The organism is Streptomyces sp. NPDC001980 (genome assembly GCF_040296885.1).
Classification (GTDB): domain Bacteria; phylum Actinomycetota; class Actinomycetes; order Streptomycetales; family Streptomycetaceae; genus Streptomyces.
In genome coordinates this window covers 185,254-209,361 of sequence record NZ_JBEOYD010000011.1, presented here as the reverse complement: position 1 = coordinate 209,361, position 24,108 = coordinate 185,254, and the positions used below count along the sequence as shown (strand labels likewise).

General features: G+C 70.7%; 19 protein-coding genes, 1 tRNA gene and 3 pseudogenes. 14 read left to right on the top strand and 9 right to left on the bottom strand.

Annotated elements, in window-relative coordinates; translation table 11 throughout:
* Positions 1-126: 126 nt before the first annotated feature.
* The 7 genes and pseudogenes from ABT137_RS19510 (at position 127) to ABT137_RS19480 (ending at position 8,339) form a co-directional block, all read left to right on the top strand.
* Positions 127-1,614 carry an APC family permease gene (locus ABT137_RS19510; protein ID WP_351710394.1) on the top strand — a complete coding sequence of 496 codons (1,488 nt, stop codon included), beginning with the start codon at positions 127-129 and terminating at the stop codon, positions 1,612-1,614.
* Positions 1,611-2,624 carry an acetamidase/formamidase family protein gene (locus tag ABT137_RS19505; protein ID WP_351710392.1) on the top strand — a complete coding sequence of 338 codons (1,014 nt, stop codon included), beginning with the start codon at positions 1,611-1,613 and terminating at the stop codon, positions 2,622-2,624. The genes ABT137_RS19510 and ABT137_RS19505 overlap by 4 nt, the downstream gene beginning before the upstream one ends.
* A gap of 52 nt (positions 2,625-2,676) precedes the next feature.
* Positions 2,677-3,279, top strand: coding sequence for an N-acetylmuramoyl-L-alanine amidase (locus tag ABT137_RS19500; protein WP_351710390.1), 603 nt, complete (start codon positions 2,677-2,679; stop codon positions 3,277-3,279).
* A gap of 102 nt (positions 3,280-3,381) precedes the next feature.
* A complete protein-coding gene (locus ABT137_RS19495) occupies positions 3,382-4,638 on the top strand; it encodes a GAF domain-containing protein (protein WP_351710388.1) in 1,257 nt (418 codons plus the stop codon).
* 96 nt (positions 4,639-4,734) lie between these two features.
* Entirely contained in the window at positions 4,735-6,258 is a 1,524-nt protein-coding gene (gene exaC, locus ABT137_RS19490) for an acetaldehyde dehydrogenase ExaC (protein ID WP_351710386.1), read from the top strand.
* A gap of 461 nt (positions 6,259-6,719) precedes the next feature.
* A pseudogene (locus ABT137_RS19485) lies at positions 6,720-7,190 on the top strand (ABC transporter substrate-binding protein); the annotation flags it as partial.
* Positions 7,191-7,250: 60 nt separating this feature from the next.
* Complete coding sequence (locus tag ABT137_RS19480; protein ID WP_351710558.1) at positions 7,251-8,339, top strand: SAM-dependent methyltransferase; 1,089 nt, start codon at positions 7,251-7,253, stop codon at positions 8,337-8,339.
* A gap of 24 nt (positions 8,340-8,363) precedes the next feature.
* On the opposite strand, the gene ABT137_RS19475 is transcribed toward ABT137_RS19480, so the two are convergent.
* The gene (locus tag ABT137_RS19475; RefSeq protein WP_351710384.1) at positions 8,364-9,101 is read right to left on the bottom strand and encodes an MBL fold metallo-hydrolase; all 738 of its coding nucleotides are present in this window, start codon (positions 9,099-9,101) and stop codon (positions 8,364-8,366) included.
* A 24-nt stretch (positions 9,102-9,125) separates the two neighbouring features.
* Positions 9,126-9,728: an alpha/beta hydrolase gene (locus tag ABT137_RS19470; RefSeq protein WP_351710382.1), complete on the bottom strand. Its 603-nt coding sequence runs from the start codon at positions 9,726-9,728 to the stop codon at positions 9,126-9,128.
* On the opposite strand from ABT137_RS19470, the pseudogene ABT137_RS51045 reads away from it, so the two are divergent.
* Positions 9,723-9,878 (top strand): annotated as a pseudogene (locus ABT137_RS51045) (IS701 family transposase); the annotation flags it as partial. The gene ABT137_RS19470 and the pseudogene ABT137_RS51045 sit on opposite strands and share 6 nt — an antisense overlap.
* Positions 9,879-10,087: 209 nt before the next feature.
* Here ABT137_RS51045 and ABT137_RS19465 read toward each other — a convergent pair.
* Positions 10,088-11,056, bottom strand: coding sequence for a hypothetical protein (locus tag ABT137_RS19465; protein WP_351710380.1), 969 nt, complete (start codon positions 11,054-11,056; stop codon positions 10,088-10,090).
* 81 nt (positions 11,057-11,137) lie between these two features.
* A pseudogene (locus ABT137_RS19460) lies at positions 11,138-11,639 on the bottom strand (transposase); the annotation flags it as partial.
* Between the two features lie 134 nt (positions 11,640-11,773).
* Between ABT137_RS19460 and ABT137_RS19455 the strand changes: the two are divergent.
* Positions 11,774-13,669 (top strand): AMP-binding protein, encoded by a 1,896-nt coding sequence (locus tag ABT137_RS19455; protein WP_351710378.1) that lies wholly within the window; start codon positions 11,774-11,776, stop codon positions 13,667-13,669.
* A 15-nt stretch (positions 13,670-13,684) separates the two neighbouring features.
* On the opposite strand, the gene ABT137_RS19450 is transcribed toward ABT137_RS19455, so the two are convergent.
* Positions 13,685-15,544: a GNAT family N-acetyltransferase gene (locus ABT137_RS19450; protein WP_351710376.1), complete on the bottom strand. Its 1,860-nt coding sequence runs from the start codon at positions 15,542-15,544 to the stop codon at positions 13,685-13,687.
* A gap of 878 nt (positions 15,545-16,422) precedes the next feature.
* Positions 16,423-16,500 (bottom strand) — tRNA-Met (locus ABT137_RS19445).
* A 96-nt stretch (positions 16,501-16,596) separates the two neighbouring features.
* On the opposite strand from ABT137_RS19445, the gene ABT137_RS51040 reads away from it, so the two are divergent.
* Positions 16,597-16,767 (top strand): hypothetical protein, encoded by a 171-nt coding sequence (locus ABT137_RS51040; RefSeq protein ID WP_502984541.1) that lies wholly within the window; start codon positions 16,597-16,599, stop codon positions 16,765-16,767.
* Positions 16,768-16,827: 60 nt separating this feature from the next.
* On the opposite strand, the gene ABT137_RS19435 is transcribed toward ABT137_RS51040, so the two are convergent.
* Genes ABT137_RS19435 through ABT137_RS19425 form a run of 3 tightly spaced genes read right to left on the bottom strand, consistent with a single transcriptional unit; the run spans position 16,828 to position 18,271 of the window.
* Positions 16,828-17,016: an NIPSNAP family protein gene (locus ABT137_RS19435; protein ID WP_351710374.1), complete on the bottom strand. Its 189-nt coding sequence runs from the start codon at positions 17,014-17,016 to the stop codon at positions 16,828-16,830.
* Entirely contained in the window at positions 17,016-17,153 is a 138-nt protein-coding gene (locus tag ABT137_RS19430; protein WP_351710372.1) for a hypothetical protein, read from the bottom strand. The genes ABT137_RS19435 and ABT137_RS19430 overlap by 1 nt, the downstream gene beginning before the upstream one ends.
* 26 nt (positions 17,154-17,179) lie before the next feature.
* Positions 17,180-18,271: an alkene reductase gene (locus ABT137_RS19425; RefSeq protein ID WP_351710370.1), complete on the bottom strand. Its 1,092-nt coding sequence runs from the start codon at positions 18,269-18,271 to the stop codon at positions 17,180-17,182.
* 119 nt (positions 18,272-18,390) lie between these two features.
* Here ABT137_RS19425 and ABT137_RS19420 point away from each other — a divergent pair, with 119 nt between their 5' ends.
* The 4 genes from ABT137_RS19420 (at position 18,391) to ABT137_RS19405 (ending at position 24,108) form a co-directional block, all read left to right on the top strand.
* On the top strand, positions 18,391-18,762 hold the full coding sequence (locus ABT137_RS19420) for a MerR family transcriptional regulator (RefSeq protein ID WP_351710368.1): 372 nt from the start codon (positions 18,391-18,393) through the stop codon (positions 18,760-18,762).
* A gap of 200 nt (positions 18,763-18,962) precedes the next feature.
* Positions 18,963-19,253 carry a methylated-DNA--[protein]-cysteine S-methyltransferase gene (locus tag ABT137_RS19415; RefSeq protein ID WP_351710366.1) on the top strand — a complete coding sequence of 97 codons (291 nt, stop codon included), beginning with the start codon at positions 18,963-18,965 and terminating at the stop codon, positions 19,251-19,253.
* A 219-nt stretch (positions 19,254-19,472) separates the two neighbouring features.
* On the top strand, positions 19,473-20,807 hold the full coding sequence (dacB, locus tag ABT137_RS19410; RefSeq protein WP_351710364.1) for a D-alanyl-D-alanine carboxypeptidase/D-alanyl-D-alanine endopeptidase: 1,335 nt from the start codon (positions 19,473-19,475) through the stop codon (positions 20,805-20,807).
* Positions 20,808-20,892: 85 nt separating this feature from the next.
* A complete protein-coding gene (locus tag ABT137_RS19405; RefSeq protein ID WP_351710362.1) occupies positions 20,893-24,108 on the top strand; it encodes an NACHT domain-containing protein in 3,216 nt (1,071 codons plus the stop codon).

Sequence of the window (24,108 nt, the reverse complement as noted above, 5' to 3'; positions counted from 1 at the left end):
TTGTCCACAGTCGCCGCTCCGTCCACGGAACCCCCGGGCGCTCTTCTGCCCAACCCGCAAGCGCCGTACCGTGATTCACGCGAGGCATCCGCTTGATCGAGGGGAACACGCACGTCGGGGGGACGTATGTCGGGAGAGGCGGCCGCGGGACTGCGGCGGGACGCGGTGGGGTTGCGGGAGGTGCTGTTCCAGAGCGTCACGGCGATGGCGCCTGCCGCCGCTGTCGCCGCGTCCATTCCGGCGGGGGCGGCGTTCGCCGGAGGCAGCCTGCCGCTGGCGGTGCTGATCGCTCTGGTGGCCTGTCTGTTCACCGCGTCGTGCGTGGCCGAGCTGGCGCGCGAGTTGCCCGCCGCCGGCTCCGTGGCCACCTACGCGGCACAGGGGCTGCATCCGGCCGTGGGGTTCCTGGTCGGCTGGGGCTACGTGTTCGTGGAGGCGCTGGTACCGCCGTTGCTGCTGCTCCAGCTCGGGTTCACCGCGGCGGGGACCCTGCATGACGAGTGGGCCTCCTACCCGGCCGACCTGTGGTGGCCGTGGGCGCTGGCCGGCGCGGCCGTCATCGCCGCCTCCGGGTATCTGGGGGTGCGCGCCTCGGCCCGTTTCGGGACGGTCCTCGGGATCTTCGAGATCGCGGTGTTCCTCGTCTTCGCCGGCTGGCTGATCATCCGGGCCGGCGGCCACAACACCCTGTCCGTGTTCGGGACTTCGCACACGGCGGACGGCTACGGAGGGGTCAGCGGGGTCTTCGCCGGTTCCGTCTACACCGTACTGGCGTTCGCGGGCTTCGAGGCGGCCGCGCCGCTCGCCGAGGAGACCCGCGACCCGCGCCGCACGATGCGCCGCGCGGTGCTCGGCGCGGCCCTGGGGATCGGCCTGTTCTACGTGGTGACGACCTATGCGATGACCGTGTACTTCGGCCCCGGCAAGTTCGCCTCCTTCGGTGCGGCGGGCGAGGCGTCCTGGCAGGGGGTCGCCCGAACCTCCTTCGGGCTCTTCTGGGTGCTGGTGTTCCTGGCGGTCGTGAACTCGACGATCGCCAACGCCAACGCCTGCGCCAACGTCTCCACGCGGACGGCCTTCGCGCTGGCCCGCATCCGGGTCCTCCCACGTGTCCTCGCCACGCTCCACCCCCGGTACCGCTCTCCCGTCGCCGGCATAGCGGCCCAGACGGTCGTGGCGGTCGGCGCCGTACTGGGGCTGGGTTTCGGCTACGACCCGGTGACCGCGTTCCTGCTGCTGGCCACGGTGATCGTCACGGTCGTCATCGGCGTCTACATCGTCGTCAACCTCGCCTGCGCCGGCTACTTCCTGCGCCGCGGCCGCCCGTCCCTCAAGCCCGTACGGCACCTGCTCCTCCCGTTGCTGGGCATCGTGGCCTTCGTACCCGCCCTGCTCACCGCGGCCGGGCTGCCCGTCTTCGACTTCGTGACGAAGCTGACCGCCCCGGTGTCGTACGCCGGTCCGGTGGTCGGGGTGTGGATGGCTGTCGGAGCGGTCGTCCTCCTGGTGCTGATCCGGCGTCACCCCGAGCGCATAGCCGAGACCGCACGGGTCCACCTCGAAGACGACACCCCTGGCGTCGTCGCCGCACAGAACGGAGCACCACCGCGATGACCGACCCCCGGATCCTCACCGTCCGGCCCGGACCGGACGAGTACGCCTGGACGTTCGGCGGGGCGCCGCCGGTGGCGAGGATCGCGCCCGGCACGGTCCTCGACCTGTACACGGAGGACTGTTTCGCCGGCCGGGTGCGGTCCGAGAAGGACCTGGTGTCCGAGGTGTGCGAGTTCCCGTTCCTCAACCCGCAGACCGGGCCCTTCCACGTCGAGGGCGCGGAGCCGGGCGACACCGTCGCCGTGCACTTCGTGTCGATCGAACCGGCCCGGGACTGGGCGGCGTCGACGACGGTCCCCCTGTTCGGCGCGCTCACCTCGACGCACACCACGGCCACCCTTCAGCCGCCGCTGCCGGAGACGGTCTGGATCTGGCAGCTGGACCGCACCCGTCGCACGGCTCTGTTCCGCGCGCACGAGGGCGACATCGAGCTGGAGCTGCCGCTGGACCCGATGCACGGCACGGTCGGTGTGGCCCCCGCGAACCTGGAAGTGCGCTCGGCGCTGGTGCCGGACGCGCACGGCGGGAACATGGACACGCCCGAGATGCGGGCCGGCGTCACCTGCTACCTAGGGGTCAACGTCGAGGGCGCGCTGCTCAGCCTCGGCGACGGGCACGCCCGGCAGGGCGAGGGCGAGACCTGCGGGGTGGCCGTGGAGTGCGCGATGAACACCATGGTGATCGTCGAGCTCCTCAAGGGGATCGCGACGCCGTGGCCCCGGCTGGAGTCGGACACGCACATCGTGTCGACGGGCTCGGCGCGTCCGCTGGAGGACGCCTTCCGGATATCGCAGCTCGACCTGGTGCAGTGGCTGGTGCGCGACTACGGGTTCGGCGAACTCGACGCGTACCAGTACGCAACCCAGACGGTGGAATCGCCGTTGGCCAACGTGTGCGACACCAACTACACGTGTGTGGCCAAGCTCCGCAAGGAGTGGCTGCCCGCGCGCGAGACTTACCGCGGACTGCATGCGCGACTGCGCGAGACGGCGGCGGCCCTGCGCCGCTGACCGCCCTCGACTTCCCCGTGCTTCGAGCACGCTTCCGAAAGGCACTCCATCCATGGACCGGGCACGACCGCTCCCCAGCAGGCGACGGCTCCTGAAGGGCGCGGCCCTCGCCGTCGTCCCGTACGCGCTGCTCCCCGCGGGCCGGGCGGGCGCGCAGACCGGGGTCGTCGACTACCCGTCGGCCGAGTGGCAGGCGGCGAGCAGCGAGAACCGGACACCATCCCAGCGGCCCGACGAGTACGCGATCGACCGAGTGATCATCCATGTCACGCAGCAGTCGTACGCCGGCACGCTGTCCATCTTCCAGAACCCGAAGAAGCGGGTGTCCGCGCACTACCTGGTCCGCTCGGCGGACGGGCATGTCGCGCAGTGCGTGCGGGAGACCGACGTGGCCTGGCACGCGGGGAACTGGGACTACAACACGCGGAGCATCGGCATCGAGCACGAGGGCTGGGTGGACAAGCCGGAGTACTTCACCGACGCCCTGTACAAGGAGTCGGCACGGCTGACGGCGTCGATCTGCGACAGGTACGGCATTCCGAAGGACCGGGAGCACGTCATCGGCCATGTCGAGGTGCCGGGGACCGACCACACCGATCCGGGCAAGCACTGGGACTGGGTCCGCTACATGAGGCTGGTGGGCCAGTCGGAGTGAGGCCGCTCGGCGGGTCCTCGGAGGGAGGCCGGTCGAAACGGTTGTCGGCGCGAACACCCCGCGTGACGATGTCCCCAGCCGCATCGCCGTCGGGAGGCCGAGTTGACCGATCCCTGGGTGGCCCTGGAGCCGGGGGCCGACCCTGCCGAGCGCGTCCGGGTGCTGCGCCGGGCACACGAGACGTTCACCACGGCGGGCACCGTGCCGCGCCCGGTGCGGTCGGTGGTGGCCGAGTCGTGGCGGCGTTCCGCGCGGGCCGGGGTGGGGCCGGACGGCGCGGCGCGCGTCGAGCTGACGGACGGAGACCTCGGGGTGTACCGGGCGGAGCATCCGCTGGCCCGGGTGATGCCGCTGTTCCGGGAGCTGATGGGCACGTTCGCGGCGGACGGCGAGCATCTGCTGGCGGTGTGCGACGCGGACGGCAGGCTGCTGTGGGTCGAGGGGCATCCGGCGACCCGGCGCCGGGCGGACCGGATGAACTTCGTGCCGGGCGCCCGTTGGTCGGAGAGCGCGGTCGGGACCAACGCGCCGGGGACGGCGGTGGCCGTGGACCGGCCGGTGCAGGTGTTCGCGGCGGAGCACTTCATCCGCCGGGTGCAGCCGTGGACGTGCGCGGCGGCACCGGTGCACGATCCGCGCACCGGGCGGGTGCTGGGTGCCGTCGACATCACCGGCGGCGACCGGCTGGCGCATCCGCACAGCCTGGGCTTCGTGCAGGCGGTGGCGCGGGCCGCCGAGTCGCAGCTGGCGCTGCTCGATCCGCCGGTGCCCGCCGACGAGGCGCCCGCGCTGACGGCGCTCGGCCGGGACGAGGCCGAACTCCGGCTGGACGGCCGCCGGATCCGGCTCGGCCGCCGGCACAGCGAGCTGCTGGTGCTGCTGTCCCGCCACCCGGAGGGGCTGACCGGTGACGAACTGCTGTGCGCGCTGTACGAGGACGAGTCGGTGACGCCCGTGACGCTGCGGGCGGAACTGGTCCGGCTGCGCCGGCTGCTGGGCCCGGGGCTGCTCGCCTCCCGGCCGTACCGGCTGGCCGCGCCGGTCGAGTCGGACGCGACCGTGGTGGAGCGGCGGCTGGAGGCGGGCGCGGTGACGGCCGCCGCGGGGGCGTACACCGGCCCGTTGCTGCCGGGCTCGCAGGCACCCGCGGTCGTACGGCTCAGGCAGCGGCTGGCGGACGGGCTGCGGGCCGCGCTGATCGCGGGCCAGGACCCCGACCTGCTGGCGGACTGGGCGCACGCGCCGTGGGGCGAGGACGACGTCGAGGTGTGGCGGGCGCTCGCGGCGGTGCGACCGACGGCGGTCGTACGGTCCCGGCTGGCAGCACTGGAGGCGGAGCTCGCCGTAACCGTGTGCTGACCTGCGGCGCAACGTGTTCGCAACGTCCGCTCCCCTAGCCTCCGCGCCGGGAGCTGCCCAACGGCGGGCAGCGCATCTGCAAGGAGGCAGGCCACCATGACCCGTTTCGCGGCGCCCGGCACCGAGGGCGCGATCGTCTCCTACCAGGCGCGCTACGACCACTTCATCGGCGGCGAGTGGGTGCCGCCGGCCCGGGGGCAGTACTTCGAGAACCCGTCGCCGGTGAACGGGCAGCCGTTCACCGAGGTGGCGCGGGGTACCGCAGAGGACGTGGAGCGGGCGCTGGACGCGGCGCACGCGGCCGCGCCGGGCTGGGGCCGTACGTCGGTGACGGAGCGCTCCAACATCCTGCTCAAGATCGCCGACCGGATGGAGGCCCACCTCGAACCGCTCGCGGTCGCCGAGAGCTGGGAGAACGGCAAGCCGGTGCGCGAGACCCTGGCCGCGGACATCCCTCTCGCCATCGACCACTTCCGGTACTTCGCGGGGGCAATCCGTGCGCAGGAGGGTTCGCTGGGCGAGGTCGACAACGACACGGTGGCGTACCACTTCCACGAGCCGCTCGGGGTCGTCGCGCAGATCATCCCCTGGAACTTCCCCATCCTGATGGCCACCTGGAAGCTCGCACCGGCCCTCGCGGCCGGCAACGCGGTCGTCATCAAGCCCGCCGAGCAGACCCCGGCCTCCATCCACTACTGGATGAGCCTGATCGCGGACCTGCTGCCGCCGGGCGTGGTGAACATCGTCAACGGCTTCGGCGTGGAGGCGGGCAAGCCGCTGGCATCCAGCCCGCGGGTGGCGAAGGTCGCCTTCACCGGCGAGACCACCACCGGGCGCCTGATCATGCAGTACGCCTCGGAGAACATCAAACCGGTCACGCTCGAACTCGGCGGCAAGTCCCCGAACATCTTCTTCGACGACGTCTGGGCGCACGACGACGACTTCCGTGACAAGGCCCTCGAAGGCTTCACGATGTTCGCGCTCAACCAGGGCGAGGTCTGCACCTGCCCGTCCCGGGCCCTCGTCCAGCGCGGCCACTACGCCGAGTTCATGGAGGCGGCGGTCGCCCGCACCCGCCAGATCAAGCCGGGGCACCCGCTCGACACCGACACGATGATCGGCGCCCAGGCCTCCAACGACCAGCTGGAGAAGATCCTCTCCTACCTGGACATCGGCCGGCAGGAGGGCGCGAAGATCCTCACTGGCGGCGAACGCATCGACCACGACGGCGAGTTGAAGGGCGGCTACTACGTCCAGCCGACCATCTTCGAGGGCGACAACCGGATGCGGATCTTCCAGGAGGAGATCTTCGGCCCGGTCGTCTCGGTGACGTCCTTCGACGACTTCGACGACGCGATCAAGATGGCCAACGACACCCTGTACGGCCTCGGCGCGGGCGTCTGGACCCGCGACATCAACACCGCGTACCGCGCGGGCCGTTCGATCCAGGCCGGCCGGGTGTGGACCAACTGCTACCACGCGTACCCGGCACACGCCGCGTTCGGCGGCTACAAGCAGTCGGGGATCGGCCGCGAGACGCACAAGATGATGCTGGACCACTACCAGCAGACGAAGAACATTCTTTGTTCTTACAGCCCTCAGAAACTTGGCTTCTTCTAGAGCCTGAAGTCGGTTGCCTGGAGGCATCGTTGCGCTCCAGGCAACCCGACACGGCAGACACGCTCCGCGATCAACCTGGCACCTTGCGCCACTGTACGGACTCCAAGTGAATCCGCCCCGGGCCAACCGCGGGCCAAACGGCGCCCCTGCGGAAGCCCTACCGAGGGCCGTGTCCGGCGCAGTCGCAGGTCGACCTTCCTCAAGTCTCTGGGCACGCATCGCGCACGCGCTCACGGTAAACGGACGACGGAACCGGTGGACCTCTCCCACCAGCGGACCGGGATACCCATGGCGGCCACCGCCGGACCGACCGCGCTCGCCGCCGCACGCCACCCGCTGCGTCGCGCGCCACCAGCTGCGTCGCGCGCCACCAGCTGGCGCACGCGGTCGCCGCGGATGCGGCCTGGACCGCGGTCAGCGCGGCGGCGAGCGCGGTCGATCAGCGTTTGACGCGGTTGCGGATGGCGAGGAGGACGGCTTCGCTCCAGCGGGAGGCACGGGCACTGGCTGCTGTCAGGCTCTCCACCTACACCCTGCGGGACGGGGTGAAGTTCAGCGACGGCGAACCGCTGACGGCCGCGGACGTGGTCTTCACCTACCGGACCATCCTCGACACGAAGACGAACAACACGTCCAGGAGCGAGCTGGACGCCGTCAAGGAGGTCCGGGCGAGCGGTGACGACAAGGGCGTCTTCACGCTGAAGTACCCGTACGCGCCCTTCGCCGGGCGCACAGTACCGCCGATCGTCCCCGAACACGTCGCCGGGAAGCAGGACCCCAACACCGGCTCCTTCAAAACCAAGCAGGTCGGCACCGGCCCGCACGTCCTCGCCGGGTGGCACAAGGGCAAGAAGCTCACCTTCAAGGCCAACCCCACCCACTGGGACGGCGCGCCGAAGGTGAAGACGTTCACCATGGCGGTCATCGCGGACTTCCCGCGGTGGGTGCTGTCGGGATCTCCGGGAGCGGTGTGACCGGGATACGCGGGTCGGATCTACGACGTGCTCCTCGGTGGCGACGACGCCTACTCGACCGACAGGGACTTCGTCAGCTCGCTGGACCGGGCCGATCGAGAGGACCTCGCCACCGTCGCCATGATCAACCGCTTCCACCTGCCAGCCGTTGCCGCGCGACTCGTCGCCCGGGGGATCGATCAGTACCTCGACCTGGGGTGCGGACTCCCGCAGTCTGATCGTCGATTCAGCCGGCCCTATCCTTCGCTGTACGACGTCGTAGCCCTGGACGGGCGCAAACCTCGAGTGGTCTACGCCTACTACGACAAAAACCTCTTCGGGAGTGCCCGGTTCGGGCTTGAGGAACACCCCCTCGCGCTGGACTGGGTGATCGGCGACATCCGGCACATGAAGCAGTTCCTCATCTCGGGTCGGGTGCGATGCCTGCTCGATTGGACTCGCCCGATCGGAGTGCTGCTGCACGACGTCTTGCCCTGTATCGAGGACGAGGCAACCGTGACGACAGCCATGGCGATGCTCCGTGAGCAGTTGCCGCCGGGAAGCGCCCTGTCCATCACTCATGCCGCCGACCTCGGCAACGAGAACCCGGTGTCACGGTTCACCGAGGCGTTCCACAAGGCGAGGCTGACCTTCAAACCGCGAAGCGCCGTTGCCGTCAAAGCGTTGTTCGGCAGCTGGCCCCTGGAACCGCCTGGACTCGCGCCTACGCACCACTGGCATCAGGACCATCCCTACGCCGCTCTCGCCCCCCCCGAGCGGCAGGGGCGCTTGCCGGGCCGGCCTACAAGCCAGGCCGCTAACCCTCCCCCAGACCTTCACCAACGAGGCGGCCGTACCGGTCTACACCCGGGGCATGGCCCCCGCTCCCCCGGCGCCCGCCCCACCGACCGCATACGAGATCGCTTCCGAGCAGACGATGCTGAAGGCCGGCTACAAAACGGAGACACGGTTCCCCGGAAGCAGGAGTTCGCCATGGCCGAGCACCTGCGTGACCTGTGGAGCGCCTCGTCGGCCCACTCTGGCGGACGTCGAGCGTGGTGTGGCGACATGCAAGCACGGCGTGAGGTCCCGCCGTTCACGTACGGAGCGATGACGGGCAGTCGCTGAGCCCACTTCACCTCGTACCCCCGATCAGCCCCGCCCGGCATCCGCGGTTCTTTGGACGGCGCCGCCGTCGTCGGGCTGCGTCTTGTCCTTGTGGCCGGCCACCGCGTACTTCGGGTTGAGTGCCTCGATGGTGTCGAGTGCCCGGTACCACGACTGGAGGCCGCCGTCGGCGGATTCGTTGAGGTACTGGTGGCAGTGGTTGTAGACGGAGTCGCCGGCCACGAAGAGGCGGATCGAGGGGACCCACAGGCCCGTCGTGTCGTCGGTGTCGGTGTCGGTGTCGGTGTCGGTGTGGCCGAGCTCGACCGCCGTCAGGACGTTGCCCTCCAGCTCGATGCCGTCCGCCGGGATGATCTCCGGGTGAATCTCGCCCTCACAGACCTGGCCGGGGAACCGGCGCTCCCACATCGGGCCGCGGTTCGCGTGCTGCCTGGCGATGTAGGCGGCGGTGCCGGTGGTGGAGTACACCGTCGCGTCCGGGTAGCGCTCCAGCACCTTGGGCACGCCGAACCAGTGGTCGCCGTGGCCGTGGGTGATGTAGATCGCGGTGAGGTTCTTGTCGAACGAGTCGAGCCACTCCAGGAGGACGCACAGGTGCTCGTGCGACCACGGGGTGTCGACCAGAACGGCGTCGCGCTCACCGGTGATGAGCGTGGACGACATGGGGGACGCGACCGCCGGGTAGCCGTGCGGCACCGGCGGCGTGCCGTGTTCGGGGGTGGGGTCGGCGACGTGGACGTGGAAACGGAGGTCGGATGCCATCGCTCTGATGTCCTTTGGTTTGCGTCAGTTGGTGCTGGTCGGCTTGAGGTGCTGGACGAACCACTCGCCCGCGCCGACGGCCGTCTCGTTGAAGTGCTTGACGTACGCGTCGAAGTGACCGCCGTCGTAGGTGCTGAGCTTTTTGGGCTCGCCCGCGCGCTCGTACGCGGCGAGCGCCATGTCGGTCGGCGTCACCGTGTCCTGGGTGCCGACGATCATGAGCAGCGGTGTCGGCGCGATGCGCTCGATCCACACCCCGGGGTCGTACATCTGCGCCTTGAGCGTGGAGCGCAGCGTGACCTTGCGGTCGTAGCGCGCGTTCTCCCACAGCGTCCACTGGTTCTCGTACTCGGCCATCGCCGGGTCCTTGTACGCGGAGGGCACGTCCGGGTCGTTGCTGATCAGGAATTGGCGCTCGGGCTCGGCTCCGCGCATCAGCGCGCGCTCGTCGTCCGTGAAGCGCTCCTGGAGCTGCTGTTTCGCCTCGGGGCTCGGGTTGCGGTGCTTGCCCTGTTCGTAGTGGTTGATCCACACCCACGTCGAGCAGGCAACGGCCATCGCATAGCCGGCCCCGCGTGCCTCCAGGGCGGCACGAAGCTGCGGGATCTGCCCGTAGGCTTCTGGCACAGGCACATCACCCGGGCCACGCCCGCGCACGCCTTCCTGGCGGCGATGGCCGTCACGGCCGTCGAAAACGGGGCCGCAGAAACGGTTCGAGCGGCCTCGTTCCCCTCATCGTGGCAGAAGTGCGACGGCTCCTGGACCTTGCCCATCCCCCTCGGCGCAGCACCGATCGCCCGCGCGGCGGCTCTACTGGTCCTGCTGGCGCCGACGCCACCAGGCCATCGCCCGCCGCTGCCACTACCAGCGCCGCACACGCCCCGATCGAGTGAGTCACGAACCACCACCAGCCTGATGCAGAGTCAGCCAACTAGACTCCGAAAGGGCCCCACGACCAGGGCATATGGAGAAGTGCAACTGGAGTACTACCCCCGCCACCGCACCCCGTGCCGCTGCCGCAGCCGGTAAATCTCCCACCAGGCCAATGCCGTCACCGAAACCGGCCCGCCGAGGAACGCGCAGACCGCGAGCGGCACCGGGCCCGGCGGCAGGCCGCCCGACGACAGACCGAGGAAGGTGAACGCCCAGACCAGGACGGTGGTGACCAGCGCGGGCAGCGCCGCGTGCAGGGAGGAAAGGTTGAACGCGTGGCGCAGCGCCGGACCGGAGGCGAAGCAGAGGAAGAAGATCACCCACCAGAACGGCGCCCAGCAGACGAACATCACGGACACCCAGAGCAGCAGCCCGAACATCCCGTTGGCGCTGCTGGGCAGCAGCCCCATCCCCTCGGCCGCCGCCATGAACAGCAGCGGCACCAGCGTCCAGGCGCCGAAGTACCACAGGGCCGACCGACCGGCCGGCCACAGCCGCGTCAGCATGGCCAGCCGCGTCCCGGGCGTGGCCACGCAGAAGAGCAGCGCCACCACCACCGCCGCGCTCAACAGCGCCAGCCAGGGCGCGAACAACAGCCGATCCAGGAACTGCTTCTGTGCCCCCGCCACGTCCTGCCAGCTACCGAACACGGCCAGCAGCACCCCCGAAATGACGAGGGCCGTCCAGGCCCGCACCCGCTGCACCCGGGACACCTCGGGATCCTCGACCTGCCCTGCCGGGCGTACGGGGAAGACCCGGCGTGCCATGCGGCGGGCCGTACGGGCCAGTTGGTAGCCGACCAGCAGCGGCACGGTCAGCCACCACAGGCACGGGAAGAGCAGCACCAGCAACACCCCGGGGCGCACCTGCTGCCGCCGCCCCCGCAACACCTCACCCAACGGCGGCCATTCGTCCTCACGCAGCCGTCGCCGCAGCGGCGTGTACGGTGGCGGCGGGTCGCCCGCGGGCGGCGGATCACCGTATGGCGACCGCACGGTCGGGTGGGATGGGTCGATGCTCATGGGCGTCCCTTCCACGGTTCCGGAAAAGGGACGCGACCTGGTTCGGCCACGGTTCCCGACCAGGCGCCCCGTGCTGCCGGGGTGACGCACGCCGTGCGGGCGGGTGTAGGTGGCCCGGCGGCGCGGTCGAGGTTCGCGGCCGGGGTCCTTGCCCTTGCCACCGCGTTCAGTCCACTGGCGTCCGGGACGGGGCTGGAGATTGAGTGGGCCGAACTCGTCCATGCAGAGGATGACCTCGGGCTCGCCTGGTTCAGGTATCACTTCGCCGTCGGCGATGACGTAGAGGTGTTCGACCCGGGCCTTTTTGGCCTCGTGGTCCGGGTCTTTCGAGGTCTTCCAGGTCTTCACCCTTTGACAGGTGACGCCTTCCTCGCGGAGCGAGGATGCGCAGTCCCTCGTGGCTGATGTCGTCGACCACCCCCTTGTCGACCAGGAAGTCGGCCAGCTTGACCAGGCTCCAGGTCGAGAACGGCAGGCTGTGCTCGGCGGGCTTGGACTTGGCGATCTTCTTGATCTCCCGCCGTTCCAGAAGGGTGACGGTCTTCGGGCGCCCGCCCCGGTATTTGGGGTCCGGGCGGCATATCGCCTCGCCCGACGCGCGATGGCGTTACTGCCGGTGGTCTTCTCCTGGGTTCGCCTAGGCCACCACCGCCGTCCCGGGTCGGCATCTGTCGGGCCTCTTCCCGCGTCGTGCCGCCTCTGGGATGATCACCGGTCATGGCCGGGGCGAATGAACTTCACGGGTTGTTCGAGGCGTGGGTGCGGGAGACACCGGACCGGCCCGCGGTCATCACCGAGCGGGCCCGGCTCACGTACGGGGAGTTGGGGGTGCGGGCCAACCGATTGGCCCGCTATCTGCTGCAGAGGGGGCTCGGGCCTGGGGAGACCGTGGTCGTGTGCACCGACCGGGTGCCGGATCTGCTGGTCGCCTTGTTGGGTGTGCTCAAGGCGGGCGGGGCGTACGCCGTGGTCGGCCCGCATCAACCGACCGGGGACATCGGGCAGTTGCTGGAGGAGGCAGGGGCGAACACCGTCCTGACACATGAGAGGTTTCGGCCGAGCGTCGACGACGGTGCCGGCCGGATCGTCGTCTGTCTGGACACCGACGCCGACGTCATTGACGCATGCTCCCCAGAGCCCCCTGCCGCGCCCTGCGGGGCCACCGCCGCCGTGCTGTTCAGCGCGGGCACGACCACGGGGCGGCACCGGCCCGTCCCCGCGGGACACGCACGGCTGCGCGCCGTATACGGGTCCTGGGCCGAGGTGTTCGGTCTGGGGCCCTCCGACGTCCATCTGGTGACCGCGCCGGCCGACACGGCCGCCTTCACCTACGGCTGGATACGGGCCCTGTGCTCCGGGGGCACGCTGGTGCTGCCGGAGGGCGAGACCGGGCCCGCGCTGTGGGGTCGGCCCTTCACCGAAGGCGTCACGGTACTCGACACCGACCCGGTGACGGCCCGTTCACTGCTCGACGGCTCCGTGCCCGTGGGGCTGCGGCTGGTGGCGGTCGGCGGGGAACGGCTCGCTCTCGACGAACACGTACGGCTGCGGGGGCGGCCGGCGCCGGGGGCGCGACTGCTCAATGTCTACGGGCCCGTGGAGGTCACCGGCTGCGGCACCTGGTTCGAGACGGACCAGCTCTCCGGTCCGGTGGCCGACCCCGGGCTGGTCAGCCTGCTCGGCCGCCCGTTTCCAGGCTGCCGGGCCGAGGTCCGCAAGGGCGAGATCTGGCTGACGCCCCCCGGCGGCCCCGACGACAACGGTGCCTTCCCCACCGGTGATGCGGGAACGCTGTGGGAGGACGGGCTGCTGGAGTTCGGCGGCCGGCTGGCGCACCGCGTTCGCGTCCGCGGCCGTACCGTAGATCCGCACCGCGCCGAAGCCGCGCTGGCCACCCACCCTCGAATCCGGGAGTCCGTGATCACCGCCGTGGACGAGGATCGGCTGGTGGCCTACGTCGTACCGACGGCTCCCCGTGCCTCTCCGGACGCCGACGCGATACGTATGCATCTGACGGGTGTGGTGCCGGATCAGGAGATCCCGGCGCAGGTGGTGACCCTGGGGGCGCTGCCGCGCAACCGGGCCGGGAAGGTCGACCGGCGTCTGCTGCCCCTGCCCGCGCAGCGTGCCGCGTCCGGCGGGGTGAACGGCAAGGCGGGTGGCGCGACGGCCCCCGGCCCGGAAGGGTTTCTGTACGGCATGGGGTGCGTGATGCTGGTCGTGGCCCTGCCGCTCGCCGTGTTCTTGACCGATGTGTTCTGGCCGGGCTCCACCGACCTCACCTACGTTCCCGCGCCGTGGTCGTGGCTCTTCCGAGGTCTGTACGCCGCCGAGTTGCTGGCCTTCAGCGTGGGCCTCGCCTTCCTGGTCGCCGGACGCCCTCTGATGCGGCGCCAAGGTCGCTCACGCGGCCTGACGACGGCGGCCCATCTGGCCATCGTCTGGCTGTTGGTCTCCTGGTGGCCGCAGGACAACTTCTACCGGCTCGCCGCGAAGACGGACTGGGAGCGGCAGGCGGCACTGGTGTACGTCTTCAATGTGCCGTTGATGATCGCGGCGGTGGTGGTGGCGGTGTACGTGACGCGGCGTCCGGGCACCGCGGCAACGGAGTGAACCCCGGCCCTGGGGCTAGGGAGTGAACATCCGCCCGGTGTCCTGGGCGGCGGCACGCACCAACGCCTCGGCCGCGTCCAGGCGTTCACGGGTGTGCGCGGCCAGGACGACGCCGAGACGGGGGGCCGGTTCGAAGGCGGCGGTCGGGATCGAGGGCACGAGGACGGCGTCGATCCCGGCGCACCGCTTCGCCGTCTCCCGCAGCAGGGCGAACAGTTCGGGGCCAGGCAACCGGGCGCCGAGCGGGATGTGGTCGACGGTGCGGACGAGGTGGTCGCCCCCTCGGATCTCGTCGAGCCGTGCCTTGACCATGAAGGCGACGGAGGGACCCGTCATCCGGAGGTTGATCTCGGTGGGCGCCGGGCGGCCCTCGGGGCCGGCCACGAAGTCGACGTCGAACCACCCTCGATAACCGCTTGCGGCGATCCGCTCGCCCACGGCCCGGCCGAAGCGCGCCAGGAGTTCGGCGAGCGATTGCGGGACGACTCCGGGGCCGACGGTGGCGCCCTGGTAGGCGGTGCCCTCGACGTCCATGACGGCGACTCCGGCCTCGTGCACCCGTCCTTCCGTGTCCACGAGGCCGTCGAAAGTCAGGTCCCTGGGCCCGGATTCGCCCACGACGAACTCCTCCAGGAGCAGGGGCCCATGGGGCAGCGGGGACCTCAATCCGTAGTTCCACAGTCCGTACTTCCACAGTCTGTCGTCCCGGATCACCCAGGTACCGGATCCTCCGGCGCCGTGCTCGGTCTTCACCACGGTGGCCCGCCCCGCGCGGCTGCGCGCCCTGAGCAGTCGCACCGCCGCACGTCGGGTGGCCGTCTGCCACTGCTGCGGCACCCTGATCCCCGGGTGGGCGGGCTGGAGCTGTGTGAACAGTTCGTGCGCGGCCCGCTTGGACTCGTAGCGCAGAGCGTCCGGGCCCGGTGTCGAACCGGTGAGTTCGGCGAACGCGGGGGTGTGGCCCCACGGTACGAGGGGCAGACCGAGGGACTTCAGCCGCTCGGCGAGTGCGGGGCGGGAGAGGACGGCGCGGCTGAGACCGCCGGCCGGCCCCACCGGCCCCGCCGTCGGCGCCGAGGGGGCGGGCGCCGTGCCGGGGAGCAGCCGGCGGACCGGGCCGGTACGGCGGCCCCGATCCGCGCTCGACGCCGGGCCGGGCTCTGCCAGGCCGTCGTACACCTCCACCTGTCCCCAGCCCAGGACGCCGGCGACCATGCCGATCCAGTCGCGCGGAACCGCCCGGGGCAGGATCAGGACGGCCGGGTGCGGAGAGATGAAGGCGGCCAGGCAGGAATAGTGCCCGGCCTCGGCGGAGGCAGAGGCGGAGGCGGGGCCGAACTGGGACTGGAACTCGGCGACGTTGCCAAGGTGGACCGCGCGGCGGCCCCCGGTCCACGCGTGGGTCCAGCTGTCGCGCCGGGGCGCGAAAACCACTTCGAGGAGGGGCAGTTCACGCCCCGGGATCGAGCCGGAGGGGGTACGTCCGACGGGTCGGGCGCCCATCCGGCGGTAGAACGGTTCCGCGTTCGGGTCGGAGTCGATGGTGATCCGGGTGAACCCGAGTTCGCGGGCGGATCCCATCACATGGGCGTACAGGAGACGGCCCACCCCGCGGCCGATGGCACCGGGTTCGACGAAGCACAGGCCCACACAGCCCTGCGGGGCCGTGCCCTCCAGGGAGGCGACGCCGAGCACTCCAAGGTGTGCGTCCTCGGCGACGACGATCCGGCGGACGTCGATCTCGTCGGGCCGGATGGTGAGTTCCGCACGGCATGCCTCAAGGAACTCCGCGTCGTACCCCCAGTGCGCCTTCGAGCGCAGGACGAGTTCGGTCAGCGCCGACGCCTCTTCGGCACGCGCGGGTCGGATCCGCACCTCCACCCCCGTACCTCCTTGATACCGGATCCCGTGATCAGACCAGATCTTCGCCGAACGCCGCTCCAGGAGTGTCCCGGATCACGGGCGGACCAGGGTCCCGCGTGACGCCCGCTTCCGGACAGCTGAGTCCGCCGCCCCAACCGGATTACTACGGCGCAGTAGTCCGGTCCGCTGTCTGCCGCATCCGCGGGCCCGCACCGCCCAGGGCACGACGGTGAGGCGACCACTCGGGCCCGGCCGCCTCCGACTGCCGTCGCGGTGCGTGTGATCGGTGAGGGCGGAAGCCGTGACCCGGCTCGTTCCCGTACCGCCGCACCCAGGTCGGCGCGATGGGAGCCCAGCATGGGCACTGGCCTGAACTGCTTGGCGGAGCATGTCCGCTCAACGGAACAGATTGACGGAACAGATTGTCGGCACCACCGCGTCCGCCCCCTCGACCCCGACGCCGGAGCCACCGCCACGACTGGACCAGCCGCAATCCGGCACCTCTCACGGCCCTGCCCTCGGAAAAACAGAGCAACTGAGACCGCCGGTCGAGTCCCCCATCTCAAGATCCGGACCATACCCGGGCCAACTTCTGCCCTCTTCCCTTCACACCGCGCATTTGCACTGGTCAGAGCCATACAGACGGTGTACCACCAGCAGCCGAAGAATCTCCTGGTCTCGTACTCGCCGCGCCAACTCGGCTTCTTCTAGGACTCAAATCGATTGCGTGGAGAAGCCTTTGCCCGCCAGGCGACCTGCACGACAGTTACCTTGCACCACCATGTCGGCGCTCTGAGCAGCTACGCAACCGTCCTCCTCGGTGCAGCCGGGCGCGCTGAACGGCGTCGAAGCGGCCGGCCCCCTCAACGTGGTTGAGGGGGCCGGTGTGTTGGTAGCGGGGGCGGGATTTGAACCACGCGACCTCTGGGTTATGAGCCCAGCGAGCTACCGAGCTGCTCCACCCCGCGTCGGTATGTCCAGCGTACGCCACGCGGACCGGCCAGGCAGGGATTTACCCGGAGGGAGCGCAAAGCGGCCACACCGACTTGTCCGGAGACGGCGACATGGCGCTCCTCGTCCGGGCCCCCCGTCGAGGACAGGTCGGCCTCGACCCCGTTCGGTTCCAGCGTCGGGAGTCGAGCCGGACCACCACGGGGGCGGTGGCGACGGCGGCGGCGATCCCGTCCTGGAACTCGCTGTTCTGGATGCCGAGATGGCGCTGGGCCGGGACGTGACCGCCGGTGGGTTCACGGCGTTGCGCCGACAGCCTGGTGCCAGGACTGATCGGGCTCGGTTCAGGTGCGGGGGTCCGTCCCGTCGGCGTGGAACCTGCGTACCTCGTTGCGTATGCGCGGACCCCACTTGGTGAGGAGGGCGGTGATCTCCGGTGTGGCCACGTGCCCGTCGAGGGCGTCCTGGGGCGCCCACTGTTCGAGCACCGTGACGGTTCCGGTCGCCGCGTCCTCCACGCAGAACGAGATCATCACGCGGCGGCGAGCGGGTACGACGTCGTACGTGCCTCGGCGACGAACGTCTCGACGTCCTCGGCGGGGGCGTACACCCGGCCGGCGACGATGACCGCTGTCCGGGCTCCGTCCTGGAGCTTGTTCGACGGATTCATCGTTGTTCCTCGTTCTTCGTGTCGGGTCAGGCGGTGTACTGGTAGGCGGGGTAGGTGAGATAGCCCGTGTCGCCGCCCTGGTAGAACGTGGCCGGGTCGGCGGGCGCGACCGGCAGGCCGGTGCGGAGCCGTTCCACCAGATCGGGGTTGGCGAGGAAGGCGCGGCCGAAGCTGATCAGGTCGGCGCCCAGGCCGAGCCAGTGGTCGGCGGCGGCCCGGTCGGTCTGCTTGGGGCCCATGGGGAGCACCGGGTTGACGACCAGGCTGCCCTGCCATGCGCGGCGCAGCCCGACCAGCACCTCCTCCTCGACGGTCGCTTCCAGGTGTACGTAGGCGAGGTCGAAGCGGGCGAGTTCGGCCAGCAGGGCCGCGTACATTTCCGGCACCTCGGTCTCCTCTACGCCCCAGAAGGTGCCGCCCGGGGAGAGCCTGATCGCGGTGCGGGCCGCGCCCACGGCGTCGACCGTGGCGGCGACCGCTTCGACGGCGAAGCGGATGCGGTGGGTGATCGGGCCGCCGTAGGAGTCGGTGCGCAGGTTGGCGTTGGACGACAGGAACTGTGAGATCAAGTAGCCGTTCGCGCCGTGCAGTTCGACGCCGTCGAAGCCGGCGTCGACGGCGCGCCGGGCGGCGTCCGCGTACGAGCGGGCGTGGTCGGGCACCTCGGAGAGGTCCAGGGCGCGCGGGACCGGCGCGGGCTGCGGGCCGGACGGGGCGAATACCTCGCCGACCGCGGCGACGGCGGAGGGTCCGACCGGCCGGAGGCCGGTGGTGTCGGGATGCGAGACCCGGCCGCCGTGCATGATCTGGGCGAAGATCCGCCCGCCGTTGGTGTGCACGGCGTCGGTGACGGGCCGCCAGGAGGCCACCTGCTCATCGGTGTACAGGCCCGGGGTGCCCGGGTTGGACTGCCCCACCAGGCTGGGCTGTACCCCCTCGGTGACGATCAGCCCGGCGCTGGCCCGCTGGGCGTAGTAGACCGCCATGGACGGGGTGGCGAGACCGCCGGTCTCGGCCCGGACCCGGGTCATCGGGGCCATCACGACCCGGTTGGGCAGCTCCAGACCCCCGAGGCGGTAGCGGTCCAACAACGTGGTCGTGCTGGTCTTGCCGGTCATGCCGGAACTCCTTCGTACGGGGGCGAGGACCCGGGAAGAGCGGGCCCGACAGGTACGCTAAAACCTGACATCAATGTGAGATGCAAGTCCTGGGCCGAGGTCACGGTCGGGAGGGTGAGATGCGGATCGGCGAACTCGCGGCGCGGACCGGGGTGAGTGTCCGTTCGCTGCGGTACTACGAGGAGCAGGGGCTTCTCGTCAGCACCCGCAGCAGCGGCGGGCAGCGGCACTTCACCGACGACGACATCGATCGGGTCGACTTCATCCAGCGCCTGTACGTGGCCGGGCTGTCCAGCCGCACCATCCTCGAACTGATGCCGTGCCGCTACGCGCCCAGCGACGAGAACTCCGACTCCGCGCTGGAACGCATGGCCGAGGAGCGCGACCGGCTCTCCGCCCACATCGAGGAACTGCTTCACACCCGCGACTCGCTCGACGGCCTGATGGCCGCGGCCCGGGCCGACCGCGACGGCCGCCGGGCCGCCGCATGAGAAGGTCTGGACGGTCTCGTCGGCCGGTCTCTCGCCGGTGAGATGCGTGGCGGTGCCGGCGACCGCGAGGGCGCTGAGCGCAGCGGTGACGGAAGGTGTTCAGGCGAGGAACTCGGTGGTGACCTGCGTGAACCATCGAGGAGGCGGGCCGACAGCTGGACGCGTACCTCGGTGGCCGCAGCCGGACGTTCACCGTACCCATGGACCTTCGCCTGGCCACACCGTTCAGCCGCACGACCGTGGAACGGCTGGACGCACTCCTTCCGTACGGAGTGACGGGCACCTACGCGGAGCTGGCCGCCGCGCTCGGACGGCCGCGAGCCGCGCGGGCCGTGGGCACCGCACTCGGCGCGAACCCTCTGTGCGTGGTGCTTCCCTGTCACCGGGTCGTCGGCTCGGGCGGCCGCCTGACCGGCTACGCCGGCGGTGTCGAGGCCAAGCGGTTCCTGCTCGACCTGGAGCACAGCCGCACCCCCGCGGCCTCCCTGTGAACCGGTGGGCGCCGGAGCACATCCCCCGACTCCGGCGCCCGTCCTCGTCCGGCTTCTTCCAGAGGTACATGACGGGACGAAAGGGCACCCCGCCTCGCCAGGAGGCGGGGTGCCCTCGTGTTGTGGCGGAAAAGCAGGATCACAGCTGTAACTTTCTCTCCTGAGAACTCACGTTCCTGCCAACTCCCTTTGTCCCACGAGTACTTCGGCGAGGTCCGCATGTCCAACCCCCCATCCCCCGTCCGTACGGGCGCCCGTCACGGCAAGGCGGGAACCCGCCACCCCGCCCTCCGCCGGGTCGCCGTCGTCGCCGTGACCGCCCCCATCGCCGGGACACTCCTCTTCGGCACGAGCGCCTTCGCCGCCGGCAAGGCCGTCTCCGGGACCACGGCCACCGCACTCGACCCCGCCGAGCAGAAGATCGCGGACAATCTCGACACCCGCGTCCAGGACACCCGTCTCGGCTCCACGCTGAGCGGCGTCGTCATCGACGGCGCGTCCGACAAGGCCGTCTGGGGCCACGACGCGACCACCGCGCTGATGCCCGCGTCCAACACCAAACTCGGCACCGCCACCGCCGCGTTGACGGTGCTCGGCCCCGACCACCGGTTCACCACCAAGGCCGTCTACGGCAACGGCACACTCACCCTCGTCGGCGGCGGCGACCGCACCCTGACCAGCGCCGACATCGACGCGATGGCGAAGACCGCCGTCGCGGGGCTCAGGAGCGCGGGCCTCACCTCGGTCAAGGTCCAGGTCGACGACAGCCTCTTCCCCGAGCCCACGCTCGCGACCGGCTGGAACGACGGCTACTACCCGGACTCCGTGGCACCGGTACGGGCGCTGGTGGTCGACGGCCGGCACGTCACGGACACGTCGCTGGACGCGGGCCAGGTCTTCGCCGGGTTCCTCGCCCAGCAGGGTGTCACCGTCACGGGCGGCGTCACCCACGGCACGGCCGGCACGGGCGACGTGCCGGTCGCCCAGCACCAGTCCGCGAACCTGTCCGCCATCGTGGAGCACATGCTCAAGGTGAGCGACAACGATATCGCCGAGACCCTGCTGCGGATGACCGCGATCGGTGCCGGCCGCCGGCCGACCTTCGAGGACGGCACGGCCGTCGTACGCGAGGTACTCGGCAGGTACGGCGTCTCGCTGGACAACTACGAGATCCACGACGGCAGCGGCCTGTCCCGCGCCAACCGCATCCCGGCACAGACCATCGCCGACATCCTCGACGTCGCCGACGACCCCCGTTACGCCGAGACCCTCGCCTACATCATCGACGGCCTGCCCGTCGCGGGAGAGGCCGGCTCCACCCTGGGTCCCGAATGGGGGCGCTTCGACACCGCGGACTCGCAGTGCGCCGTCGGCAAGGTGCAGGCGAAGACGGGCACGCTCACCGGTGCGATCGCGCTGAGCGGGCTGACCAAGGCCGAGGACGGACGCTGGAAGATCTTCTCCTTCATCGAGAACAACTCCACCGCCGACCCGGCCGCCACCAAGGACGCCCTCGACGGACTGGCGGCCACGGTCAACGGCTGCTGGGCATAAGGCTCCCGGTCCGCCCCCGCCGCCGGGCGCCGCCGGCCGGGGCCTGATATGCCAGAGTGGAGGCCGCAGACGGGGAGTGGGGGGCATGGGGGCGCGCAGACTGCTGAGGTTCAGCGACGCATTGGTGCTGCTCGGTGCCGAACCGGCACGGCTGGCGGCGCTCGACCGCGTTCTGGGCGGCGCGCTCAACCTGGCGACCGGCGGGATCAGTGGCACCGTGATCGGGATGGCCGACGCCAGGGGCCGCGTCCTCGGACTCGGCCGCGACGCGGTGCAGGGGATCGGCGCGCGTCTCGGAAGGGCGCACAGCCGGGCCGAGCGGACCGACGTGTTGCGCGCCGCGCACACGGTGGTCGTGGTCGTGGCGTTCTTCGAGGCCATGCAGGAGCTGGGCCTGCCGTTCGGGCTCGGCGAGGTCGATCTGACGCGGGGTGAGCAACTCGCGCTGGCCCGGGCGGACTCGGCGGCTCCGGCACCGGCACCGCAGGTCTCGGATCTCGTCGCTCTGCTGGTCGCGGCGGATCTGCCGAGCCCTGCCCCGCACACCTCGTCCGAGGCGGTCGCGGCGGCCCTGCTCGGTCGCTACGACGAGTACGCCGGCAGATTCCTGGCCTTCGTCGAGGGGTTGGCGGTCTGGGAGCGCCTCGACATGCCCGACCGGCGGGAGGCCCGCCGCCTGCTCATCGAGGTCCTGCCCAGGGCGGCGCAGGCCCGCTACCGGGACCTGTACACGCAACTTGCCGTGCAGGCGCCCGAGTTCGGGCTCTGGACGGCACAGTGGGAGCACCAGGCGACCCGCACCGAGGTGCACCGCGCGCTGGACGGTGTGGAGAGACTCCTCGCCCGTACCGCCCAGGCGCTGCGCCCGCCGGTCGAGGTGGCCGCCGCGCTCGCACGCGCCCATGAGGCCGCGCTGGCCCGCACCATCCTGGATGCCGAGTCCGCGCCGGACGGCATCCTCATCCCCACCCTCGAGGAGCTCTATCTCGACCCGGACTTCCGGGTGTGCGGTGTGTCCGGACCGAGCGGGCCGGCCGACGAGTCGTGGTGGGAGCGCGTCCCCGTGCGGCAGGACCTGACCCGGTACCTGGCCGGGGCGCTCACCTCTCCCCAGCTGGCCGGGGCACCGCTGCTGGTCCTCGGCCAGCCCGGAGCCGGGAAGTCCGCGCTGACCCGGGTACTCGCCGCGCGCCTGCCGGCCGTGGGCTTCCTGCCGGTGCGGGTGCCGCTGCGGGACGTGCGCGCGGAGGACGAACTCCAGGACCAGATCGAGCAGGCGATCCGCGCGGCCACCGGTGAGACCGTGAGCTGGCCACAGCTCGTGCGAGCGGCGGGCGGCAGCACCCCCGTGCTGCTCCTCGACGGCTTCGACGAGTTGCTGCAGACCACCGGCGTTCACCAGAACAACTTCCTGATCCGCGTGGCCCAGTTCCAGCAGCGGGAGGCCGAGCAAGGCCGTCCGGTACTGGCGTTGGTGACGAGTCGTACCGCCGTCGCGGACCGCGCCCGCTATCCGGACGGACTGGTGGCGCTGCGCCTGGAGCCGTTCCGGGACGACCAGATCAGGCAGTGGCTGGCGGTGTGGAACGCGGCCAACGCGGCCGGCTTCTGTGCCCGCGGTCGCGCACCGCTGACGTGGCAGCACGTCGTACGGCACGCGGAACTCGCCGCCCAGCCTCTGCTGTTGACCATGCTCGCGCTGTACGACGCCACCGACGGCGGCCTGCAGCGTGCCACCGGTGACTCCCTGGACGTGGCCGACCTCTACGAGCAGTTGCTCACTTCGTTCGCGCGGCGCGAGGTTCGCAAGTCGACCCTGGATGCCGTACCGGACGAGGAGACCGCCGAGCGGATCGAGCAGGAGCTGCAGCGGCTTTCCCTCGTGGCCTTCGCCCAGCTCAACCGGCGCCGCCAGTGGGTGTCGGCCGCAGAGCTGGAGGAAGACCTCACGGCGGTTCTCGGGCGGCGGCAGACACAGGCCGCCGCCTTCCGCACCCCGCTGAACGCCGCCGAGACGGCTCTGGGGCGCTTCTTCTTCGTGCAGCGGGCCCAGTCGGTGCGCGACGGACAGGTGCTCGCCAGCTACGAGTTCCTCCATGCGACGTTCGGCGAGTACCTGGCGATCCGGCTCGCCCTGCACGTGCTCGGCGACCTGCTCAGGCCCCGCCCCGCCCTCTCGCTCGGCGGTGCCCTCCTCGATGACGACCTCGCCTTCGCGTTGCTGTCGTACGCCTCCCTGTCGTCCCGTCAGATGCTGCGCTTCGCACGGTCGCTGACGGGACGGATGCCCATGGCCGAGCGCCGCCGGCTCGCGCGGCGTCTCATCCAGGTCCTCACCCAGCACGAGACACGCACCGGCGACCAGCACCCGGGCTACCGTCCCACGCTCCTGCGCACCGCGACGCGGCACGGTCTGTACGGCTCGAACCTCGTCCTGATCATCATTCTGCTCGCGGAGCGCTGCTCGGTGGCCGAGTTGTTCCCGGACTCCGCGGACCCGGTGAGTGCCTGGCACCGGCACTGTCTGCTGTGGCGCTCGGCGATGTACGAGGGCCAGTGGACGGACTTCGCCCTTTCGCTGTACGTCCACCCCTACTGGGACGAGAACCGGCGAGCCCTGGACGTGTCCCTGCGTGCCGGTGAGGACGGTACGAGGCCGCCCGAGCCGCTCGACATGAACTGGCTCTACCGCTATCCCCGGGGACATGGCGGCCCCGGTTGGTCACGGTCGTACTGGGACGAGGTATGGCACAAGATGTCGCTGTCCGCCGGTACCAACGACTCGGTGATACGGCATGCCATGGACCCGGTGTTCCACTGGCTGGGCCCGGCCGTGACCACGTTCGTCGCGGTGGAGGGGGCCTCCGCCTCCTCGCTCGCCCACGATCTGCTCGAACTGCTCCTCACCGACCACGACGGACCGGTCGACGGCCACCGCGCCGCGCTGCACGAGCGCGCCCTCAACGGCATACGGCTGTTGCTCGACTCGCCGTCACCGCACCTGGTGCGCGCCGTGAACGTGATGGTCACGGCCTTCTGCCGGGACAAGGAGCGGCTTCCCGTCGGCGTGGTCGACGGTTTCTCGGACTTCCTGGCGAAGGACCTGGTCCCGCTCGCCCTCGGCAGGCAGCACGAAAGGCTGAGGGCGCTGCCGCCAGAGCTCGGCCCCCAGCTGTTCCGGGTGCTGTGGCCGGACCGTACCGGGGAGCTCCGCCACCGGCTGTCGCGGGAGCTCGTGGAAGCCATGGAACGGTATTGGACACACCTTGACCGCTTCCCGTCTCCACCCGAAAGGTCTTGA

Coding starts and splice junctions, on each gene's coding strand:
- ABT137_RS19420 (WP_351710368.1), top strand. CDS start 18,391: ATGCGGATCGGCGAACTCGCGGCGCGGACCGGGGTGAGTGTCCGTTCG.
- ABT137_RS19425 (WP_351710370.1), bottom strand. CDS start 18,271: ATGACCGGCAAGACCAGCACGACCACGTTGTTGGACCGCTACCGCCTC.
- dacB (WP_351710364.1), top strand. CDS start 19,473: ATGTCCAACCCCCCATCCCCCGTCCGTACGGGCGCCCGTCACGGCAAG.
- ABT137_RS19455 (WP_351710378.1), top strand. CDS start 11,774: ATGGCCGGGGCGAATGAACTTCACGGGTTGTTCGAGGCGTGGGTGCGG.
- ABT137_RS19505 (WP_351710392.1), top strand. CDS start 1,611: ATGACCGACCCCCGGATCCTCACCGTCCGGCCCGGACCGGACGAGTAC.
- ABT137_RS19415 (WP_351710366.1), top strand. CDS start 18,963: ATGGACCTTCGCCTGGCCACACCGTTCAGCCGCACGACCGTGGAACGG.
- ABT137_RS51040 (WP_502984541.1), top strand. CDS start 16,597: ATGGCGCTCCTCGTCCGGGCCCCCCGTCGAGGACAGGTCGGCCTCGAC.
- ABT137_RS19435 (WP_351710374.1), bottom strand. CDS start 17,016: ATGATCTCGTTCTGCGTGGAGGACGCGGCGACCGGAACCGTCACGGTG.
- ABT137_RS19430 (WP_351710372.1), bottom strand. CDS start 17,153: ATGAATCCGTCGAACAAGCTCCAGGACGGAGCCCGGACAGCGGTCATC.
- ABT137_RS19405 (WP_351710362.1), top strand. CDS start 20,893: ATGGGGGCGCGCAGACTGCTGAGGTTCAGCGACGCATTGGTGCTGCTC.
- ABT137_RS19465 (WP_351710380.1), bottom strand. CDS start 11,056: ATGAGCATCGACCCATCCCACCCGACCGTGCGGTCGCCATACGGTGAT.
- ABT137_RS19510 (WP_351710394.1), top strand. CDS start 127: ATGTCGGGAGAGGCGGCCGCGGGACTGCGGCGGGACGCGGTGGGGTTG.
- exaC (WP_351710386.1), top strand. CDS start 4,735: ATGACCCGTTTCGCGGCGCCCGGCACCGAGGGCGCGATCGTCTCCTAC.
- ABT137_RS19500 (WP_351710390.1), top strand. CDS start 2,677: ATGGACCGGGCACGACCGCTCCCCAGCAGGCGACGGCTCCTGAAGGGC.
- ABT137_RS19475 (WP_351710384.1), bottom strand. CDS start 9,101: ATGGCATCCGACCTCCGTTTCCACGTCCACGTCGCCGACCCCACCCCC.